Raw genomic sequence first — 17,481 nt, 5'->3', positions numbered from 1 at the left:
CAACGGACGGGAGCGTATCTCAGACGCCGTAGCGGTCCAGCGACAGGTCGAGGGACGGAATGGCCGTCTGGCGGCTGGAGATCTGGTCCGCGACGATCTGGCCGGAGCCTGCCGCCATCGTCCAGCCCAGCGTTCCGTGGCCGGTATTGAGCCACAGATTGCCGTAACGCGGGGAGGGACCGACGATCGGTGTGCCGTCCGGCGTGCAGGGGCGCAGACCCGTCCAGTATTTCGCAGACGACAGGTCGCCGCCGCCATACATTTCGCTGAAGGACAGCTCCAGCGTCTCGCGACGGTCCGGGCTGAGGCGCAGGTTAAAGCCGTTCAGCTCCGCCGTGCCACCGATGCGGATGCGGTCGCCAAGGCGTGTGATGGCGACCTTGTACGTCTCGTCATTGACCGTCGAGACAGGGGCGCGGCTTTCATCCGTGATCGGCATGGTCAGGGAGTAACCCTTGACCGGATAGATCGGCAGACGCAGTTCCAGCGGCTTGAGGAAGCGCGGCGAATAGCTGCCGAGCGCCAGAACATAGCGGTCGGCGGTCATGCGGCCGGCGCTGGTACGGATGCTGACGATGGCATCGCTGGCAGCTTCCAGAGCCTCGATATTGACGCCGAGATGGAACTTCACGCCCTTCTCCTCGGCCATCTTGGCCAGACGGCGCGTGAAAAGATGCGCATCGCCCGTCTGGTCACCCGGCAGCAGCAGGCCACCCTTGAGCAGGTGCCGCGCATGGGCGAGGCCGGGCTCGCGGGCGAGGATTTCGTCCACGGTCAGCAGCTTGTGCTCGACGCCGCTTTCAGCCAGCAGGCGCATGTCTTCGGCAGCGTATTCAATCTGGCTGTCGGTGCGGAACAGCTGGATCAGACCCTTCTGTGCACCATCATAGGTGATGCCGGTGTCAGCGCGCAGGGTATCCAGACGGTCACGCGCATATTCCGCGATCCGCAGCATCCGGCCCTTGTTGATGTCATAGGCCTTTTCCGTGCAGTTCATGAGCAGTTCGCCCATGAAGCGGAACATGGCCGTATCAAAGCGCGGACGGATCACGAGCGGGCTGTGCTTCTCGAACATCCACTTCGCGGCCTTGAACGGCAGTCCCGGCATGGCCCAGGGGGTCGAATAGCCCGGAGAAACCTGACCCGCATTGGCAAAGGATGTTTCCAGACCCACACCTGGCTGGCGGTCGATGACTTCGACTTCGTGGCCTTCCTGAGCGAGATACCAGGCCGTTGTTACGCCGATGACGCCGGCGCCCATAACGATGACTTTCATATCTGTCCTGCTGTGTTGTCGTTCGTGAAACCGCCCTGAAGCCATGAAAGCCAGCTCAGCGCTGCGAAAAAACCTGTCTGCCCTGCTCCGTCAGCCCGGCACGCCCTTGCTGGTCGAGTACTCGAAATGCAGGGCCGTGTCGGGATGGACGATGGCATGGATGGCATGGGCCGCCATGGCGCCTTCGGAGAAGCCCTGAAGGATCAGCTTCAGCTTGCCCGGATAGGTCGCCACATCCCCGATCGCGAAAATGCCCGGTGTGCTGCTTTCGAGCGTGGCCGGGGTGACGGGGACGGTGTTGCGATGCGTGTCCAGCCCCCAGAGCGCAATCGGCCCCAGATCGGTGGACAGGCCATAGAACGGCAGAAGCGCATCGGCCTCGATATGCCGGGACGTGCCTTCAAGCGTCGTGACTTCCACGGTCGAAAGCACGCCGTCCGTGCCGTGCAGTGCGTGAAGCTGATAGGGCACGACCTTCTCGATCTTGCCGGCCGCAATCTGCTGTTCGATGCGCGAAAGCGTCTCGGGCGCGCCACGGAAACGGTCCCGGCGATGCAGCAGATAGACCTGCGCCGCCACTTCGGAGAGGGACAGTGCCCAGTCCAGCGCGGAATCGCCACCACCTGCGACCACGACGCGCTTGTCCGCAAAATCGACGCGTTTCTTGACGTAATACTGCACGGCCCCCGTGCGCTCATAGGCTTCAAGCCCGTCGAGCGGCGGACGGTTCGGCCCGAAGGCACCGGCACCTGCTGCGATGATGACGGCCTTTGCGGTGATGACGTCGCCGCGTGCGGTCTTCAGCGTGAACGCCCCGCGCTGGCCTTCCAGCGTTTCGACCCGCGAGCCCAGCAGGCGCGGCACGTCGAACGGTGCAATCTGCTGTTCGAGCGCCTCGATCAGCGCGCCGCCTTCGATGGCGGGATGGGCCGGGATGTCGTAGATCGGTTTTTCCGGGTAGAGCGCTGCACATTGTCCGCCTACGCTGTCGAGCGCGTCGATCAGGACGCAGGACAGCTTGAGCATGCCACATTCGAATGCGGCGAAGAGGGCGGTCGGACCGGCGCCGACAATCGCGACATCGGTGTTGAGGGTTTGAGGTGCAGTCGTCATGACCTGTTTCATAATCGGTTTGAAGAGGTTGGGGTAGGGCATTGAAGGCACGATATGCGTTTGTAATTCAGGACCTCAAAGGCCTCGGCGGGACCGAGCGCTCGGCCTGCGCCGTCATGAACGGACTGGTGCGTCAGGGCTGTGAGGTGCGTCTGGTGGAGTTGGTCGGGGCAGGGGCTCCGGCCTTTCCGCTGTCGCCGGAAATCGCCGTCTCCTCTCTGTTCGACCGGCCGGTGAAGATTTTCAATTCCTGGTTCCGCATTGTCTGGCGGCTGTCGCGGCTGCTGAAACGGGAAAAGATCGACACGCTGGTGGTCGTGGAGTCCACCCATGCACTTTATGGCGTGGCAGCGGCACGGCTTGCGGGCGTGCGCTGTGTCGTGTGGGAGCATTTCAACTTCAACGTGACGCTGAACCGTCGCAAGCGCGTCTGGGGCCGACAGATTGCTGCGCGATGGGCCGACGATGTCGTTGTCCTGACGCAGCGGGACAGGGTTCTGTGGCGTGAGGGGACGACGGTTCGGGCGCGTCTGACCGCCATTCCGAACATAGCTCCCCCCGTGACGGACAGGCCCTATCCGGAAGCGTCCCGGCTGGTTCTGGCGGCGGGACGCCTGACCGAGCAGAAGGGCTACGACCTGCTGCTCCGGGCCTGGCGGATCGTCGAGCAGGACCCGCGGAGCGCGGGCTGGGAATTGCTGATCCGCGGCGATGGCCCCGATCGCGGTGCCCTGCTTCAGCAGGCACAGGGGCTGCATCATGTGACGATCGCGCCCGCAACCGGGGGCATCGATGCCGATTACGCCCGGGCCGCGCTTTTTGTAGCATCATCGCGTTATGAGGGTCTGCCGATGGTGCTGCTCGAAGCCATGGCGGCGGGCGTGCCAGTCGTGGCGTTCGACTGTGAGACCGGCCCGGCGGAAATCGTGCGCGATGGCGAGACCGGGTCTCTGGTTCCGCCTGAAGAGCCCGAGGCGCTGGCCGTTGCCCTGCTGGAACTGATGGGCGCTCCTGAACAGCGCCAGCGCATGTCGGCCAAGGCGCGGCAGCGGGCGGCGGAATTTCAGGAAGGCCCGATCATGGCGCGGTGGAAGACACTTCTTCAGCACACATCCGGCTGAACGGGCACGGATGTTCCCCAAACGTGCTTGCTGGCTCCGGGCAGTCGGGCCACATTGGGGCTCATGCAGATACGCCTCGATGACCAGCTTGCAACCGAAACTCTGGCGGCCCTGATCGCCGATCGCTGCGCGCCCGGAGACTGCCTCGCGCTTTCGGGTGGACTTGGAGCCGGGAAAAGCACGTTCGCCCGGGCGTTCCTGCGCTATCTGGCTCAGGACCCACAAATGGAAGTACCCAGTCCCAGCTTCGCGCTCGTCCAGCCTTACGAGACACCGAAAGGGGCGGTGCATCACTATGACCTCTGGCGTCTGGACGGGCCGGATGCGCTGTATGAACTGGCCTGGGATGAGGCGTGCGAGGGCATCATGCTGGTTGAATGGCCGGAACGGGCCGGGGACCTGCTGCCCGAGGGTGCGTTGCATCTCACCTTCGCCCCCGGAGACACCGAGGCCTCCCGCCTCGTGGAACTGACGGGCTGGCCTGAAGAGCGTCTGGCAGGACTGAACCCATGAGCGGCGTCGTCACCATTGCGGGCACGGAGCCGTTTCTGGACCGTGTGGCGCAGGAATGGCTTGAGCGGGACCCGGCAGCCGGAACGGATGGTCCTGGTCTGATCCTCGTTCCCAGCCGTCGCGCCGGCCGTGCGCTGATGGAAGCCTTCCTGCGGGTTCTGGATACACAGGCCGCACTCCTGCCGCGCATCGTGGCGATTAATGACGTGGACGAGGATGCGCTGGCGTCCATCGGGATCGACGTTGTTCTGCCGCCCGCCGTGGAGCCGCAGCGGCGTCTGGCTGTGCTCTCGATGCTGATCCTTCAGACGCCGCTCGTGAGTGTGGGCGTGGACAGCACCAAGGGGATCGACCGCGCCTGGCCGCTCGCCAAAGCGCTGGCGGACCTGATGGACGAGGCCGAGCGCAGCGGTGTCGATCTGGCTGAACGTCTGCCGGACGCGGTGGAAGAGCGCTTCTCTGATCACTGGCAGCAGACGCTGAAATTTCTAGAAATCGTGACTGCTGTCTGGCCGAAATGGCTGGAGGAAGAGGGGCTCTCCAACCCCGTCGCGCGGCAGATCGCGCGGTTGAAAGCACAGGCGCAGACTTGGGCGGAAAAGCCGCCGCTGACGCCAGTCTGGGGTGTGGGTTTCGCGGATGGGTCTGCGGCGGTGTCGGATGTGCTGGCCGTGGTGGCGCGGCTTCCCGCCGGCCTTGTGATTCTGCCGGGCGTGGATCTGGGGATGGCGGACGAAATCTGGGCCGATCTGCCGCCATCGCATCCGCAGGCCGGTTTGAAGGAAATCCTGACGGATCTGGACCTCTCCCGCGAGGAACTGACGGACTGGGATGGTGGCAGGGATCGCGGGCGCGAACTGATGTTGCGCGAAGTCCTGCTGCCGGAACACGGGATCGAGCACTGGGGGCAGGACAGTCGTCCTCGTGATATCGATGGCCTCTCCATCCTGCCCGCGCAGGACCAGCAGCAGGAAGCGCAGGCCATTGCCCTGATCCTGCGCGATGTCGTCTCCGAAGCCGGGAAAACCTGCGCGCTCGTCACGCCGGATCGCGCTCTGGCGCAGCGTGTGGGCACCGAGCTTCTGCGTTTTGGCATCTATGCCGATGACAGTGCGGGCGAGTCCCTGTCCCAGACTCCGGCCGCCGTGTTCCTGCGCCTAATCGCGACTGCCGCCGAGGCGCGTCTGTCCCCGGTGGCGCTTCTGTCCGTTCTGAAACATCCGCTCGCCTCGTTGGGCCGCACGCCGGGTGATTGTCATGCCTCCGCCCGGCGGCTGGAACGGTTGTTGCTGCGTGGGCCTGCTCCTGCGCCGGGCATCGTGGGCCTAAAAGCCGCGCTGCACGACTACACCCAGAAGAAACATGCCCCCGATCACGGCGCCAGTGCGGATGCTCCCGACGAGCCGGAAGGTCCCGCCGCCTTCATCGCACGCATCGAGCAGGCCTTTGATCCGCTCCTGTCCATCGAAGGCGCCATCCCCCTGCCGGAACTGCTTGAACGCCTGATCCATACGGCGGAAGCTCTGGCCGCCACGGCAGAAGAGCTGGATACACCGGAAGACGAACCGCGCCATCCGGGTGCGCGTCTGTGGCTGGGTGAGGACGGCGAGGCTCTGTCGCGCCATCTGGCGGCGCTGATCGTCAATACGGGCATCCTGCCGCCGCAGCGGCTGACGCATCTGGATTCGTTCCTCAATACGTCCATGGCCGGGCAGATGCTGACCGGTCTGCGCGCGCATCGCGGGGGCGTGGAACTGGCGCATCCGCGTGTTTCGATCCTCGGTGTGCTGGAAGCGCGGCTTCTGGCATTCGATGTCGTGGTGCTGGGTGGACTGAACGAAGGCGTCTGGCCGCCTGCGACCGATCCGGGACCGTGGCTGAGCCGTCCGATGCGCGTACGGGTCGGGCTGCCGTCTCCGGAACGGCAGACGGGTGTGAGCGCGCATGATTTCGTTTCGACCATTCTGGCGTCGAAGGAAGCCGTGTTCGCCAGTTCGGCCCGGCGTGAGGGCGCGCCCGGCGTTCCTGCGCGCTGGATGGTGCGGATGGATGCATTTCTTGGCGGCCGCTCCCAGAGCCTGCCGCTGCATCCCGCTCTGGACTGGCAGCGCTGTCTGGACCAGCCGCTCGCAGGCGCCGAAGCTGTCGCGCCGCCCGAACCGCGGCCGCCCGTCGCCCTGCGTCCACGCGGTCTCAGCATCACCGAGATCGAGACCTGGATGCACGATCCGTATGCGATCTATGCCAAGCATGTCCTGAAGCTCCGCGCGCTCAAGCCGCTGGAGGAAGGCGCGGAACACGCTGATTTCGGTATGATCGTGCATGATGCGATGGAACGCGTCCTGAGCGACTTCCCCGAGCGCTGGCCCGCCAATGCGAGCGCCATCCTGCGTCGCGTTTTTGCCGAGGAACTGGCGAAGGCCAATATGCGTCCGGCTCTCGTAAACTGGTGGGGGCCGCGTCTGACCCGGATCGCGGACTGGGTGGCGGAAAAAGAAGCTGCCTACCGTCTGGACATGGAGGAAAGCGGCCCGGCGCAGGGGCGATTTGTGGAGGTCACGGCATCTTTCCGTCTTCAGGCGGCTTTCGCGCCGTTCGAACTGCGCGGCCGTGCGGACCGGATAGATATCGGTGCGGATGGTCTGGCAACGGTCTTCGATTACAAGACCGGACAGCCCCCCAGCGGGAAGAATGTTGCGGAAGGCTGGTCCGTCCAGCTCGTGCTCGAAGGCGCTCTGCTGGCGAAAGGGGCGTTCAAGGACGTTCCGGCTGTTGAGACGAAGAAGCTGCTCTACTGGCACCTGACCGGCGGGGAGGATCCGGGCAAGGAAAGCGAAGTGCCCGGTGCACGCTCCGGAACGGACGCGCCGACCCTGATTGGTGAGGCCATGGAAAAACTCCGGACTCTCGTGGACGAATACGACAATCCCGATCAGCCCTACCGCTCCCAGCCCTGGGCCGGGCACGTCCCGCGTTACACCGACTACGCCCAACTTGCCCGCGTGGATGAATGGCGCGCGGCCTATGCGGAAGGAGAGGGCGAATGAACGACATGCCGCCTGTGACGCACCCCGTTACCCGCGCTGAAGTCATCGCCGCCGCCGATCGCACGCAGCGTCAGGCCTCCGATCCGCGCGCTTCGGTGTTCGTCTCCGCCTCGGCGGGTTCGGGCAAGACGAAACTGCTGATCGACCGCCTGCTGCGGCTCATGCTGCCGCTCTATGTGCAGACCGAGGACGGTGACACCATTCTGGCTGATGGTGCGCATCCCTCGCGCATCCTGTGTCTGACCTATACCAAGGCCGCCGCTGCCGAGATGGCCAACCGGCTTCAGCAGAAGCTGGGAAGCTGGGTCTCGCTGCCGGATGCGAAGCTGGGTGCGGAACTCGAAAGCCTCGACGTTCCCAACACGGACGAAACCCGCCGTCGTGCCCGCGCCCTGTTCCTGTGCGTGCTTGATCTGCCGGGCGGCCTGCGGATCGAGACGATCCATGCCTTCTGCCAGTCCCTGCTACGGCGTTTCCCGCTGGAAGCCTCGGTTGATCCGCATTTTACGCTGATGGAAGACACCGACACCACATTGGCCTTGCGGGAAGCGATGGAAGACGGACTGGCCCGTTCGCCGGAGCTTGCGGCCGATGTGGCCGGAACGGTGGGACTGGACCGCTTTTTCCAGCGCATCCGCACGCTGAACATGGAGGAAAGCCGTGCGCGCCCGCTGCTGGAGCGCTGGGCCACTTTGCCGGACAGCGTTGTCAGCGCCTATCGCAAGGCCCTGAAAGCCGGACAGCAGAGCCTTGAAGACCTTGAAAGCCTCGCCTGCCAGCCGCCGAAGGAAGATGATCTGCAGGCTGGGCTGCGGGATGTGCTTGGGCTCGTGACACCCGCGGCCCGTACCAATGTTGAACAGATGCTGGCCTGGCTCGGGACGGAACCGGCTGAACGTGCGCCCGCAGTCTGGGCAAAATGTCTGCTGACGGACAAGGGAACCGTACGGCAGATGAACCGGATCGTCGCCAAGAAGGCGCAGGAAGCCGTTCCGGGCATTGTACCTCTGCTGGAGGACGAGGCGCAGCGTCTTCTCGATCTTCAAGCCAGCCTCAAGAGTGCCCGGCTTGTCCTGCTGAACCGCGCCCTGCTGGGTCTCGCCGCGCCGATGCTGACGGCGTTTCAGGACGGCAAGTCCGCCCGTGGCCTGGTCGATTACAACGACCTCATTCAGGAAACCCGCAACCTTTTGCGCGATCCTGGTGCGGCCTGGGTGCTCTACAAGCTCGATGGCGGCATCGACCATCTGCTGCTGGATGAGGTGCAGGACAATTCCGGCCTGCAATGGGAAATCGCCGGCGCGCTCACATCCGAGTTCTTCGCCGGAGAGGGCGCGTGGGACATGGGGCCGCGTCCGCGCACGATCTTCGCGGTCGGCGATTACAAGCAGTCGATCTACGGCTTCCAAGGCGCCCAGCCGGAAGAGTTTCACCGCTGGCGTCACGAATTTGCCAGCCGGGTCCGCAATGCCGGTCTGCTGTGGCGCGATCCGGAACTGAACGTCTCCTTCCGCTCGGTCCCGCCCGTCCTGTCTTTCGTGGATGCGGTGTTCTCCCAGCCTCTCGCGGCGCATGGCCTGCTTCAGGACGACGAAAAGACGCTGCGCCCGCATGTGTCGGCCCGTCCGGGGCAGGGGGGACGCGTGGAACTCTGGCCGCTCGTCCCTGTGGTACAGGGCGAGGATGATGACGAAGGCCTCACGCCCTGGCGTGCGCCATCCGCCAATACCGGACAGCGCAGTGCGCCGCAGCGCCTCGCCGAAGCCCTTGCGGAATGGATCGACCAGCAGATCGGTCGTCCACCCCAGCCGGGACAGGCACTCCTGACGGCTGGCGATGTGCTGATCCTCGTCCCCCGACGCTCGCCCTTCCTGCGCTCGCTGATCCGGGCCCTGAAATCGCGCAATGTCCCGGTCGCGACCTTGGTCCGGGTCGGGCTGACGCAGCAGGTGGCGGTCCGCGATCTCATGACGCTCTGTGCGGCCCTGCTCCTGCCGCAGGACGATCTGACACTCGCTTCCGTCCTGACGTCCCCGCTCGGCGGGCTGACGGACGACTCGCTGATGGCGCTCGCCACCCGCAATGGCACGGCCCATGCCCTCGGCCCGAAAGGCCAGCCGCTCTGGACCGTTCTGCGCGAACGGCACCGGGAGCGCGAGGACTGGCGGTCGGCCTGGGAGATGCTGTCCACGCTCTATGCGCGCGTCGATTATGCGTCTCCGTATCGGTTACTTGCCGAGACGCTGGGCCAGCATGGCGGCCGTACGCGGCTGCTGCGGCGTCTCGGGCCGGAAGCCGCCGAACCGGTGGATGAACTGCTGACGGCGGCACTGCGCTACGAAGGGCTGCACCCGCCATCGCTTCAGGGCTTCCTGCATTGGCTCGAAGCCAGTGAGATCACCAGCAAGCGCGAGGCTGAAAGTGACCTCGGAGCCGTCCGTGTCATGACCGTGCACGGCTCCAAGGGGCTTCAGGCACGTCTGGTCGTGATGCCGGATACGACCTCCAAGCCGCCGCCGGGCAGCGATTTCCTGTGGGAAGAGGCGGGCGCGCTCGAACTTCCGCTCTGGGTGCCGAAAAAGGACATGGGGACGGAAGTTACGACGGCCCTGTCCGAACGGGACGCCGAAAAAGCCCGCGCCGAAAGCAATCGCCTGCTTTACGTCGCCCTGACCCGCGCCAGTGACTGGCTGGTGATCTGTGGGGCCGGAGCCAAGCGCGAGCCTGCGGATACAAGCTGGTATCAGCAATGTGAGGCGGGGTTCCGGCAACTGGCCCATGCGCGATCCGAACCTATGGATCTGGGCTGGGAAGGCGAGCGGCTTGTGCTGGAAGAGGCCCGGACGCTTGCTCCTGTTGCTTTCCAGCCCGGATCGGCCGAACCGCCCTGCGCGACGTTACCGGACTGGATGGGACGCGCGCCGGACTGGAAACCCGTCATCACGCCGCATGAAGATGCCATGACGCGTCCGCTCGCGCCCAGCCGCCCGGATGGTGTGGAGTTCGGCGAACTTCCGGCCGCACGCTCGCCATTGGAGCTTCTGGCTGGCCGTCCCACACCGGTCCGCGAACAGGCCATGCGACGCGGCACGATGATCCACCGTCTGCTCCAGCTTCTGCCGGAAACTCCTCCCGCCGAGCGTGAGGCCGTGGCTCTACGCTGGCTGTCCCGCCGGGCGCTTGGTCTGACGGAACCGGAAATCGAGCGTCTGGCCCAGCAGGTTCTGGGTGTGCTGTCCCATCCCGACCTTGCGCCGCTTTTTGCGCCCGGAAGCCGCGCGGAACAACCGATTTCCGGTGTTAGCGTGGGCCGCGTGGTGCTCGGGCAGGTGGATCGCTTGCGGATCGAGGACGGGCAGATCTGGGTCTGCGACTACAAGACGAATCGCAATCCCCCTCTGCGGGCCGAGCGCACGCCGGTCGCCTATCTGCGTCAGATGGCGGCCTATCGCGCCGTGCTGGCGCAACTTCATCCCGGCTACGACATTCACTGTTCTCTGGTCTGGACGGAAGGACCGGCCGTTGTCACACTTCCGTCCCCGCTACTGGATCAGGTCCGTCCCGGAGCTTGATGCAGATCAAAAGCCCCTTGCAGTGAGGGGCAGGGCAGCCGATATCCGTTCTCAGAAACATCATTCGCCACAAGGAATACCCTCATGAGCGCAAACACCGTCGCCGTCAGCGACAGCAGCTTCGAAGCCGACGTCCTGAAGTCTGAAGGTCCGGTTCTGGTCGATTTCTGGGCGGAATGGTGCGGCCCGTGCAAGATGATCGCGCCGGCACTTGAGGAAATCGGCGCCGAGTACCAGGGCCGCCTGAAGGTCGCCAAGGTCAACATCGACTCCAATCCGGAAGCGCCGACCAAGTATGGCGTCCGCAGCATCCCGACGCTGATCGTCTTCAAGGACGGCAAGCCGGTCGCCCAGCAGATGGGTGCGCTGCCGAAGAGCCAGCTCAAGGCCTGGATCGACCAGTCCCTCTGATCGACCTGAAAGGGTGAGGGAAGGACGATCGGGGGGCGTGGTCACGATCCTGCGCTTTGTGTAGGATCGTTTCATGCGCTCGAAAGCTCCGACCTTCCCGACCCCCGTTCTCCTGACCTCCAGTGAGGAGGTGGCCCGTATCTGCGAAAAACTGCAGAACGAGCCTTTCGTGACCATCGACACGGAATTCGTCCGGGAACGGACCTACTGGCCCGAGCTCTGCCTCGTCCAGCTTGCCGGAACCGAAGATGTCGTCCTGATCGACACGCTGGCGCCCGGCATCGATCTCACACCTCTTGGCGCCCTTCTGGCCAAACCGGATTGCACCAAGGTCTTCCATGCCGCCCGGCAGGATCTTGAGATTTTCCTTCATATTTTTGACCGTCTTCCCGCCTCGGTCTTCGATACGCAGGTTGCCGCTATGGTAGCCGGGTTCGGCGATCAGGTCGGCTATGACAGTCTGGTCGGCGCAATCACCGGTCGCAGCATCGACAAGGCCCACCGTTTCAGTGACTGGTCGGCCCGTCCGCTGAGCAAGGCGCAGATCGCCTACGCTGCTGCCGATGTCACGCATCTGCGCACGGTTTATGATGCCCTGCGTAAACAGCTTGCCGAGCAGGGACGTCTGCATTGGGCCGATGCCGAACAGGCTGTCCTGACGGAAGAAAAGACGTTTCGCCCGGATCCCCGCCGTTTGTGGGAAAAGCTGAAGGCCCGCACCAGCAACCGCCGGATGCTTGGCATTCTGCGTGAAGTCACGGCCTGGCGCGAACAGGAAGCCCAGAACGCCGATATTCCCCGCCAGCGCGTCATCCGTGACGAAAGCCTGCTGGAAATCGCAGCCGTTCATCCCGATACGGTCGAGGCCCTTTCCCGCATCCGCGGCGTGACGCGCGGTTTTGCCGAGGGCAAGATGGGCAAAGGCCTGCTTGAAGCGATTAGCATTGCTCAGGAACTCCCGGAGTCCGAGCTTCCGAAAGCACCATCAAAATCCGATCGCCCACGGCCGTCCACGGCCCTCGTGGCGCTTCTGCGGGTCCTGCTGGCGGCAAAGTGTGAGGAGCACAAGGTTGCCCCCCGTCTGGTCGCCTCTTCGGACGATCTGGACTGGATTGCGCTGGGTAAAACCGATGTCGGTGCCCTGAAAGGCTGGCGGCGCGAACTGTTTGGTCTGGACGCTCAGGCGCTGGTCCGTGGCGAGATCGCACTGGCTGTCGTGAATGGACTTGTAGAGCTACAGCGCGTCGCAGAACCGGCCTCGTAAGAACCGGCTTCGACGCGGCGGGGAGTTTCTGGTAAGAAACCTCCCGAAGATGTTCCGGGTCCGGTGGGCCGGGACTGGAAACCAACAGCATATCGGGCCGGGCCAGGCACCGAAGCGGGACAGGGAAACGAACATATGGAGTGGACGGACGAGACGATCGCCAGACTTCGCGATCTGTGGAGTCAGGGACTTTCGACCGCAGAAATCGGCCGCCAGCTCTCCATCACCAAGAATGCCGTCGTCGGCAAGGCGCACCGTCTGGGCCTGCCGCCGCGTCCATCTCCCATCCGTAACCGCAAGGCCAAGGACGGCGAAACGGGTACGACGGAAGCCACCCCCCGTCGTAAAAGCCCCTCTCGCGCCAAGGCTGCCGAACCTGCGGCAGCGGACCTGTTTGCGGACAAGGATGCGGCTCCCGCCAAGGTGTCTGCAGGCGTTGTGGAGAAGGTGGCAGAAAAGCCTGCTGCTCCGGTCCGTAAAGCACCGTCTGTTGCCCCTGAAGCCGCGAAGCCGACGCCGCCGGTCACTGCCTCACGTCCCCTCCCGGCGGCCGCCAAGGAAACTGTTGCGGCCCGTCGGGAGCCTGCTGCAGCCCCCAAGCCGGAACCTCGCGTCGCTCCTGCACCGCGTCCGGCTATGCCGCCCCGCTTTTCGACCGCGGGCATCGACCGCCCGACCCGCCGTGGCCCGTCCTGCTGCTGGCCCATCGGCGATCCTGGCACACCGGGTTTTCATTTCTGCGGCGCGACACCGCTTCCCGGAAAGCCTTACTGCGCCGAGCATGCAGCTATTGCGTATGTAAAAATCCGCGACCGCCGCGATTAAAAGGCGCACTAACCCGAAAAGGCCGCCCTCCCATTAGAGAGGCGGCTTTTTTTATGCCTGTGTTTCTGCACAGGCATGATCACCCATCAATTACGGGTATTTTTGCGGGCGGGTCTTAGGCAGGCCCCTGCTTCACATCCCATTGGCGGAAGTGAGTTACGACAGCCATGCGCTACGGCCCGTAATGAGGGGGTATTTGAGACTGATCGAACTGCCAAGTCTCTGAAAAGAAGGAAAAATGGTGCTGCTGGACAGGATTGAACTGTCGACCTCTCCCTTACCAAGGGAGTGCTCTACCACTGAGCTACAGCAGCATACCGTTGCCTTGGCGCGCTTCGTAACGGGTCAGCGCGCCAAGCGCAAGCCTTAATCGTCCCGATGGACCTTTTCCATCCGCTCGTGCCGTTCCTGCGCGTCGATGGAGAGGGTCGCGATCGGGCGGGCTTCAAGCCGCTTCAGGCCGATCGGCTCTCCCGTTTCTTCGCAGAATCCATAGCTTCCATCATCAATGCGTTCGAGCGCCATGTTGATCTTGGCGATCAGCTTGCGGGCCCGGTCACGGGTCCGAAGCTCGAAAGCGCGATCCGTCTCGACACTGGCGCGGTCGGTGATGTCGGATTCATGAATTCCACCTTCCGAGAGACTCGCAAGGGTTCCATCTGCTTCCTTCAGGAGATCAAGACGCCAGCGCAGAAGTTTCTGCCTGAAGTACTCCACCTGAAGCGGGTTCATGAACTCTTCATTGTCGGAGGGCCTATAATCCGGCGGCAGCGTAATCATGCGCATCCAATCCCTTGGCTGGTCTGCCAACGTCCGCTTCCAACAGCCGCAGGCGATAACGCGCGGCTTATAGCCACCCCAGCCGCATCCGCCAACCCCGAACATACTTTGCGTGTCTGTCGGAAAGCGCGGAAATCTGCGTCTCTGTTAGGGGTTTCTTTACCCTGTACGCCCATCCTCAACACCTGAGCCCCCCAGACCTGTCTTGCAGGCATCAGGATACCCCTCGTCGCCCATGCGCTTTTTCATGCGATCTTCATTTTCCTTCCAGACCCTGCTGCGGCGTTTGACGGCGCTTGCCTGTGTCGGACTGCTGCTTCTGCCAGGCTTTACCCTGGCTGCCAGCGTTCGCATCAAGGACATTACGGACATGGAAGGCGTCCGGAGCAACCAGTTGATCGGATACGGTCTGGTGGTTGGTCTGAATGGTACCGGAGACCGGTTGACCAATACGATTTTCACCCGTGAAACGCTGATTTCCATGCTGAACCGGCTGGGCGTGAACATTCGCGATCAGGAAACCCAGCTTCAGACGCATGATGTCGCCGCCGTTATGGTAACGGCCGATCTTCCGGCCTTCGCCCATGGTGGCAATCGTATTGATGTTACGGTTTCAGCGGCGGGTGATGCCTCCTCCCTGACGGGTGGCACCCTTCTGGTCACGCCGCTGATGGCGGCTGATGGTGAAGTCTATGCCGTTGCACAGGGGTCTCTGGCCACGAACGCGTTCTCTGCCCGTGGAGCCGCCGCGTCCATTACCCGAAACGTTCCGACCAGCGGTCATATCGCCAATGGCGGCATTGTTGAGCGCGAAGTGCCTTTTGATCTCAGCCATCGTGCCAATCTGCATCTGAGCCTGAGAAATCCGGACTTCACGACCGCGAGTCGCATTGCAGCCATCATCAACCGGACTTTTGGACCGATTGCCGTTGTTCAGGATCCACGCACAGTCCTGTTGGATCTGAGCAATCATGATCCTGTCTCCACGCTCTCCAGAATCGGCGATCTTCTCGTGACGCCCGATACACCTGCCAAAGTGGTGGTGGATGAAGCCAGTGGCACGATCATCATGGGAGCTGATGTCCGGATCAGCACGGTCGCGGTGGCGCAGGGTAACCTGACAGTTCAGGTGACGGAAACGCCCGAAGTCTCCCAGCCTGGTCCGTTTTCCGGCGGTCAGACCGCTGTTGTGCCCCGTACGAACGTCAAGGTTGATACAGGCAAGACCCATCACCTTGCCGTAGTGCCCGGTGGAACAACGCTCAGGGAGCTTGTTTCAGGCCTGAATGCCCTGGGGGTGGGGCCACGGGACATGATCAGCATTCTGCAGGCCATCAAGGCTGATGGCGCGCTGCAGGCAGAACTGGAGATGCGTTGATGACAATATCCTCGACGACCGCCGCGGCATCGCAGGGATTGCCGTTGCATGGGCAGAAGGCAGATCCTGCCAAAACGCTGAAGTCGGCTCAGAGCTTCGAGTCGATGGCCATTAATCAGATGCTTCAGCCCATGTTCGCCACCGAGGACAACAGCGACAGCATGTTCAGTGGCGGTGCAGGCGAAAAGCAGTTCCGGCCCATGCTTGTGGAACAGATCGCCAAGCAGATGGAAAATAATGGCGGAATAGGCCTGACGGACGCAATCAACCGTCAGATGCTGGCTATGCAGGAGCAGAAATGAGCGCGTCCATTATTCCCGCAATGCAGCGGCTGATCGCCATCCTTGAGGCGGAAAATTCGGCACTGGAAGAAGCACGGATTCTGGATGCGCTGGCGTTTCTGGGTGACAAGAAGGACGCGGCCAGAACACTTGAGCATGAAGTTGCGGCCGCCAATGACCGTAAAGAAGAACTCTGCCCATGCTGCCCGGATGATGAGAATGTCGCCGGAGCGGATGCGCCAGCTCTTCCTTACCGCGATCTGCTTGAGCAGATGACAGAACTGGGCAACCGCAATGGTGAACTTCTCCAGAGAGCGATTACGGCCCAGAAGCGCGTGATTGAACTGCTGACCTCGACGCCGACAACTGCTCTGCCGCAGAACTACGGTAATCAGGGCAGTTATGCGCCTGTTACGGATCGACAGGCCCTGTTTACCAGCAAGGCCTGAATGGCAGGGTCAGTCTTCGGCAAGAACCTGGCGACTGACCTTGACCTTTCCGACGCGTCGCCGGTCCATTTCCAACACCTCGAATAGCCAACCCCCGAAGGCCACCTTGTCTCCACGCGCCGGAACACGCCGCAGAAGCGCGAGGATCACACCGCCAAGGGTATGATAGCCGCCCGCGCCGGGAAGCTCTGGCAGGTCGAGACGGGAGCGCAGTTCATCAGCTGGCATGAAGCCGTCAAATACATATTCATCGGCACCTTCAGCTGCTTGAAGCTCCGAAGAGGATGACTCCGTCTTTTCCTCGCCAACAATGGCCTCGAAGACGTCTGATGGTGTCACGATGCCTTCAAAAGAACCGTATTCATCCAGGACAAAGGTGATACCCAGATTGACGCCACGCATGCGCTCGATCATGTCCTGTGCGCTGAGACTGTCAGGAATCACAGGCGGTTCGCGCAGCACGGCATCGACGGAAACCGGAAGCTTTAGGAGCAGCCGGTCCATGATGTCCTTGGCCAGAATGACACCGACCGGGTGATCCACGTCTCCTTCACAGACGACAATCCGGGCATAGGACGACTGGCGGAGCTTGCGGACCAGTGTTTCCTGATCCGCATACCGGTCAATCCAGAAGAGCTCGTTACGCGGTGTCATGATGGCCCGCACAGGGCGGTCTGCCAGACGCAGGAGACGCTCGATCATGGCCTGTTCGTCGGTCTCCAGGACACCTGCACGGGCACCTTCAGCCAGAACGGCCTTCAGTTCCTCTTCAGTGACCGCTGCACGCGTCAGCGGACCGACACGGAGCAGGTGGAGCACCAGGGAAGAAGTGCCGCTGAGCAGCCACACGATCGGCTGTGCGATGCGCGCTACACCGACAAGCAGCCAGGCCAGACGCGAGGCAATGGCTTCCGGTTGCTGTAAGGCGATCTGCTTGGGAATGAGTTCGCCGAAAACCAGCATGGTGAAGGTGATCATCGCAACAACGAGGACGATCGAAACCTCACTGGCAATCGGACGTAGCGACGGGATGTTGGCGATCCATGCCGTGACGGTACTTTCCATCTGGCTGCCGCCAAACGTACCTTCAAGAATGGAGACCAGCGTCATGCCGACCTGAACGGTTGGCAGAAAGCTGTGCGGATCCTCTGCCAGCCGGATTGCAGTTGTGGCCCCTCGGGTGCCCTGTTTGGCCAGAACTTCCAGCCGTGGCCGCTTTGCCGAAATGAGAGCCATTTCTCCCATGGCAAACACGGCATTGAGGAAAATGAGCAGACAGATAACGAGAATAGGGGTCAGCATGATCCGGCCAGAATAATGAATGCCCAATCATAACAGGAGGATTGGCGGATGCCATGCCCTTCATTCTGTCCGGTCAAATGGAAAGGTCTTTTCACAAAAAAACCGGCTCACAAGGAGCCGGTTCTTCATGTGCACACACAGACAGGGAA

14 protein-coding genes and 1 tRNA gene are annotated in these 17,481 nt (G+C 62.9%); 10 read left to right on the top strand and 5 right to left on the bottom strand.

The window, feature by feature from the left end:
• Positions 1-19: 19 nt before the first annotated feature.
• On the bottom strand, positions 20-1,276 hold the full coding sequence (locus tag HKD24_RS07190; RefSeq protein WP_062448300.1) for a D-amino acid dehydrogenase: 1,257 nt from the start codon (positions 1,274-1,276) through the stop codon (positions 20-22).
• Between the two features lie 90 nt (positions 1,277-1,366).
• Positions 1,367-2,389, bottom strand: coding sequence for an NAD(P)/FAD-dependent oxidoreductase (locus HKD24_RS07185; protein WP_194259666.1), 1,023 nt, complete (start codon positions 2,387-2,389; stop codon positions 1,367-1,369).
• Between the two features lie 41 nt (positions 2,390-2,430).
• Between HKD24_RS07185 and HKD24_RS07180 the strand changes: the two genes are divergently transcribed.
• From HKD24_RS07180 to HKD24_RS07150, 7 genes are all read left to right on the top strand, one after another.
• Positions 2,431-3,510, top strand: coding sequence for a glycosyltransferase family 4 protein (locus HKD24_RS07180; RefSeq protein WP_194259665.1), 1,080 nt, complete (start codon positions 2,431-2,433; stop codon positions 3,508-3,510).
• A 63-nt stretch (positions 3,511-3,573) separates the two neighbouring features.
• Positions 3,574-4,023 carry a tRNA (adenosine(37)-N6)-threonylcarbamoyltransferase complex ATPase subunit type 1 TsaE gene (gene tsaE, locus HKD24_RS07175; protein WP_194259664.1) on the top strand — a complete coding sequence of 150 codons (450 nt, stop codon included), beginning with the start codon at positions 3,574-3,576 and terminating at the stop codon, positions 4,021-4,023.
• The gene (addB, locus tag HKD24_RS07170; RefSeq protein ID WP_194259663.1) at positions 4,020-7,070 is read left to right on the top strand and encodes a double-strand break repair protein AddB; all 3,051 of its coding nucleotides are present in this window, start codon (positions 4,020-4,022) and stop codon (positions 7,068-7,070) included. Before tsaE ends, addB begins: the two co-directional genes overlap by 4 nt.
• On the top strand, positions 7,067-10,642 hold the full coding sequence (gene addA / locus HKD24_RS07165) for a double-strand break repair helicase AddA (protein ID WP_194259662.1): 3,576 nt from the start codon (positions 7,067-7,069) through the stop codon (positions 10,640-10,642). The genes addB and addA overlap by 4 nt, the downstream gene beginning before the upstream one ends.
• Before the next feature lie 84 nt (positions 10,643-10,726).
• Positions 10,727-11,053 (top strand): thioredoxin TrxA, encoded by a 327-nt coding sequence (trxA, locus tag HKD24_RS07160; RefSeq protein WP_011252202.1) that lies wholly within the window; start codon positions 10,727-10,729, stop codon positions 11,051-11,053.
• A gap of 73 nt (positions 11,054-11,126) precedes the next feature.
• Entirely contained in the window at positions 11,127-12,317 is a 1,191-nt protein-coding gene (gene rnd, locus HKD24_RS07155; RefSeq protein WP_194259661.1) for a ribonuclease D, read from the top strand.
• A gap of 135 nt (positions 12,318-12,452) precedes the next feature.
• On the top strand, positions 12,453-13,142 hold the full coding sequence (locus HKD24_RS07150; protein ID WP_194259660.1) for a GcrA family cell cycle regulator: 690 nt from the start codon (positions 12,453-12,455) through the stop codon (positions 13,140-13,142).
• A 239-nt stretch (positions 13,143-13,381) separates the two neighbouring features.
• On the opposite strand, the gene HKD24_RS07145 is transcribed toward HKD24_RS07150, so the two are convergent.
• Positions 13,382-13,456, bottom strand: a tRNA-Thr gene (locus HKD24_RS07145).
• A gap of 52 nt (positions 13,457-13,508) precedes the next feature.
• On the bottom strand, positions 13,509-13,922 hold the full coding sequence (dksA, locus tag HKD24_RS07140; RefSeq protein ID WP_141350758.1) for an RNA polymerase-binding protein DksA: 414 nt from the start codon (positions 13,920-13,922) through the stop codon (positions 13,509-13,511).
• A gap of 235 nt (positions 13,923-14,157) precedes the next feature.
• Between dksA and HKD24_RS07135 the strand changes: the two genes are divergently transcribed.
• From HKD24_RS07135 to HKD24_RS07125, 3 genes are read left to right on the top strand one after another with little or no spacing between them, the layout of a single operon-like run.
• Positions 14,158-15,300 carry a flagellar basal body P-ring protein FlgI gene (locus HKD24_RS07135; protein ID WP_194259659.1) on the top strand — a complete coding sequence of 381 codons (1,143 nt, stop codon included), beginning with the start codon at positions 14,158-14,160 and terminating at the stop codon, positions 15,298-15,300.
• On the top strand, positions 15,300-15,602 hold the full coding sequence (locus HKD24_RS07130) for a rod-binding protein (RefSeq protein ID WP_194259658.1): 303 nt from the start codon (positions 15,300-15,302) through the stop codon (positions 15,600-15,602). Before HKD24_RS07135 ends, HKD24_RS07130 begins: the two co-directional genes overlap by 1 nt.
• Positions 15,599-16,030 carry a flagellar protein FlgN gene (locus HKD24_RS07125; protein ID WP_194259657.1) on the top strand — a complete coding sequence of 144 codons (432 nt, stop codon included), beginning with the start codon at positions 15,599-15,601 and terminating at the stop codon, positions 16,028-16,030. Before HKD24_RS07130 ends, HKD24_RS07125 begins: the two co-directional genes overlap by 4 nt.
• 9 nt (positions 16,031-16,039) lie before the next feature.
• Here HKD24_RS07125 and HKD24_RS07120 read toward each other — a convergent pair whose 3' ends face one another.
• A complete protein-coding gene (locus tag HKD24_RS07120; protein WP_194259656.1) occupies positions 16,040-17,332 on the bottom strand; it encodes a hemolysin family protein in 1,293 nt (430 codons plus the stop codon).
• Positions 17,333-17,481 lie beyond the last annotated feature (149 nt).

Origin of the sequence: Gluconobacter vitians, assembly GCF_015244565.1 — a bacterium.
Lineage (GTDB): Bacteria > Pseudomonadota > Alphaproteobacteria > Acetobacterales > Acetobacteraceae > Gluconobacter > Gluconobacter vitians.
This window is presented reverse-complemented; position numbering and strand designations above follow the sequence as displayed.

Excerpts from the sequence above, each read along its gene's own strand:
- HKD24_RS07190 (WP_062448300.1), bottom strand. The coding sequence starts at position 1,276 with ATGAAAGTCATCGTTATGGGCGCCGGCGTCATCGGCGTAACAACGGCC.
- HKD24_RS07185 (WP_194259666.1), bottom strand. The coding sequence starts at position 2,389 with ATGACGACTGCACCTCAAACCCTCAACACCGATGTCGCGATTGTCGGC.
- tsaE (WP_194259664.1), top strand. The coding sequence starts at position 3,574 with ATGCAGATACGCCTCGATGACCAGCTTGCAACCGAAACTCTGGCGGCC.
- addB (WP_194259663.1), top strand. The coding sequence starts at position 4,020 with ATGAGCGGCGTCGTCACCATTGCGGGCACGGAGCCGTTTCTGGACCGT.
- addA (WP_194259662.1), top strand. The coding sequence starts at position 7,067 with ATGAACGACATGCCGCCTGTGACGCACCCCGTTACCCGCGCTGAAGTC.
- trxA (WP_011252202.1), top strand. The coding sequence starts at position 10,727 with ATGAGCGCAAACACCGTCGCCGTCAGCGACAGCAGCTTCGAAGCCGAC.
- rnd (WP_194259661.1), top strand. The coding sequence starts at position 11,127 with ATGCGCTCGAAAGCTCCGACCTTCCCGACCCCCGTTCTCCTGACCTCC.
- HKD24_RS07150 (WP_194259660.1), top strand. The coding sequence starts at position 12,453 with ATGGAGTGGACGGACGAGACGATCGCCAGACTTCGCGATCTGTGGAGT.
- dksA (WP_141350758.1), bottom strand. The coding sequence starts at position 13,922 with ATGATTACGCTGCCGCCGGATTATAGGCCCTCCGACAATGAAGAGTTC.
- HKD24_RS07135 (WP_194259659.1), top strand. The coding sequence starts at position 14,158 with ATGCGCTTTTTCATGCGATCTTCATTTTCCTTCCAGACCCTGCTGCGG.
- HKD24_RS07130 (WP_194259658.1), top strand. The coding sequence starts at position 15,300 with ATGACAATATCCTCGACGACCGCCGCGGCATCGCAGGGATTGCCGTTG.
- HKD24_RS07125 (WP_194259657.1), top strand. The coding sequence starts at position 15,599 with ATGAGCGCGTCCATTATTCCCGCAATGCAGCGGCTGATCGCCATCCTT.
- HKD24_RS07120 (WP_194259656.1), bottom strand. The coding sequence starts at position 17,332 with ATGCTGACCCCTATTCTCGTTATCTGTCTGCTCATTTTCCTCAATGCC.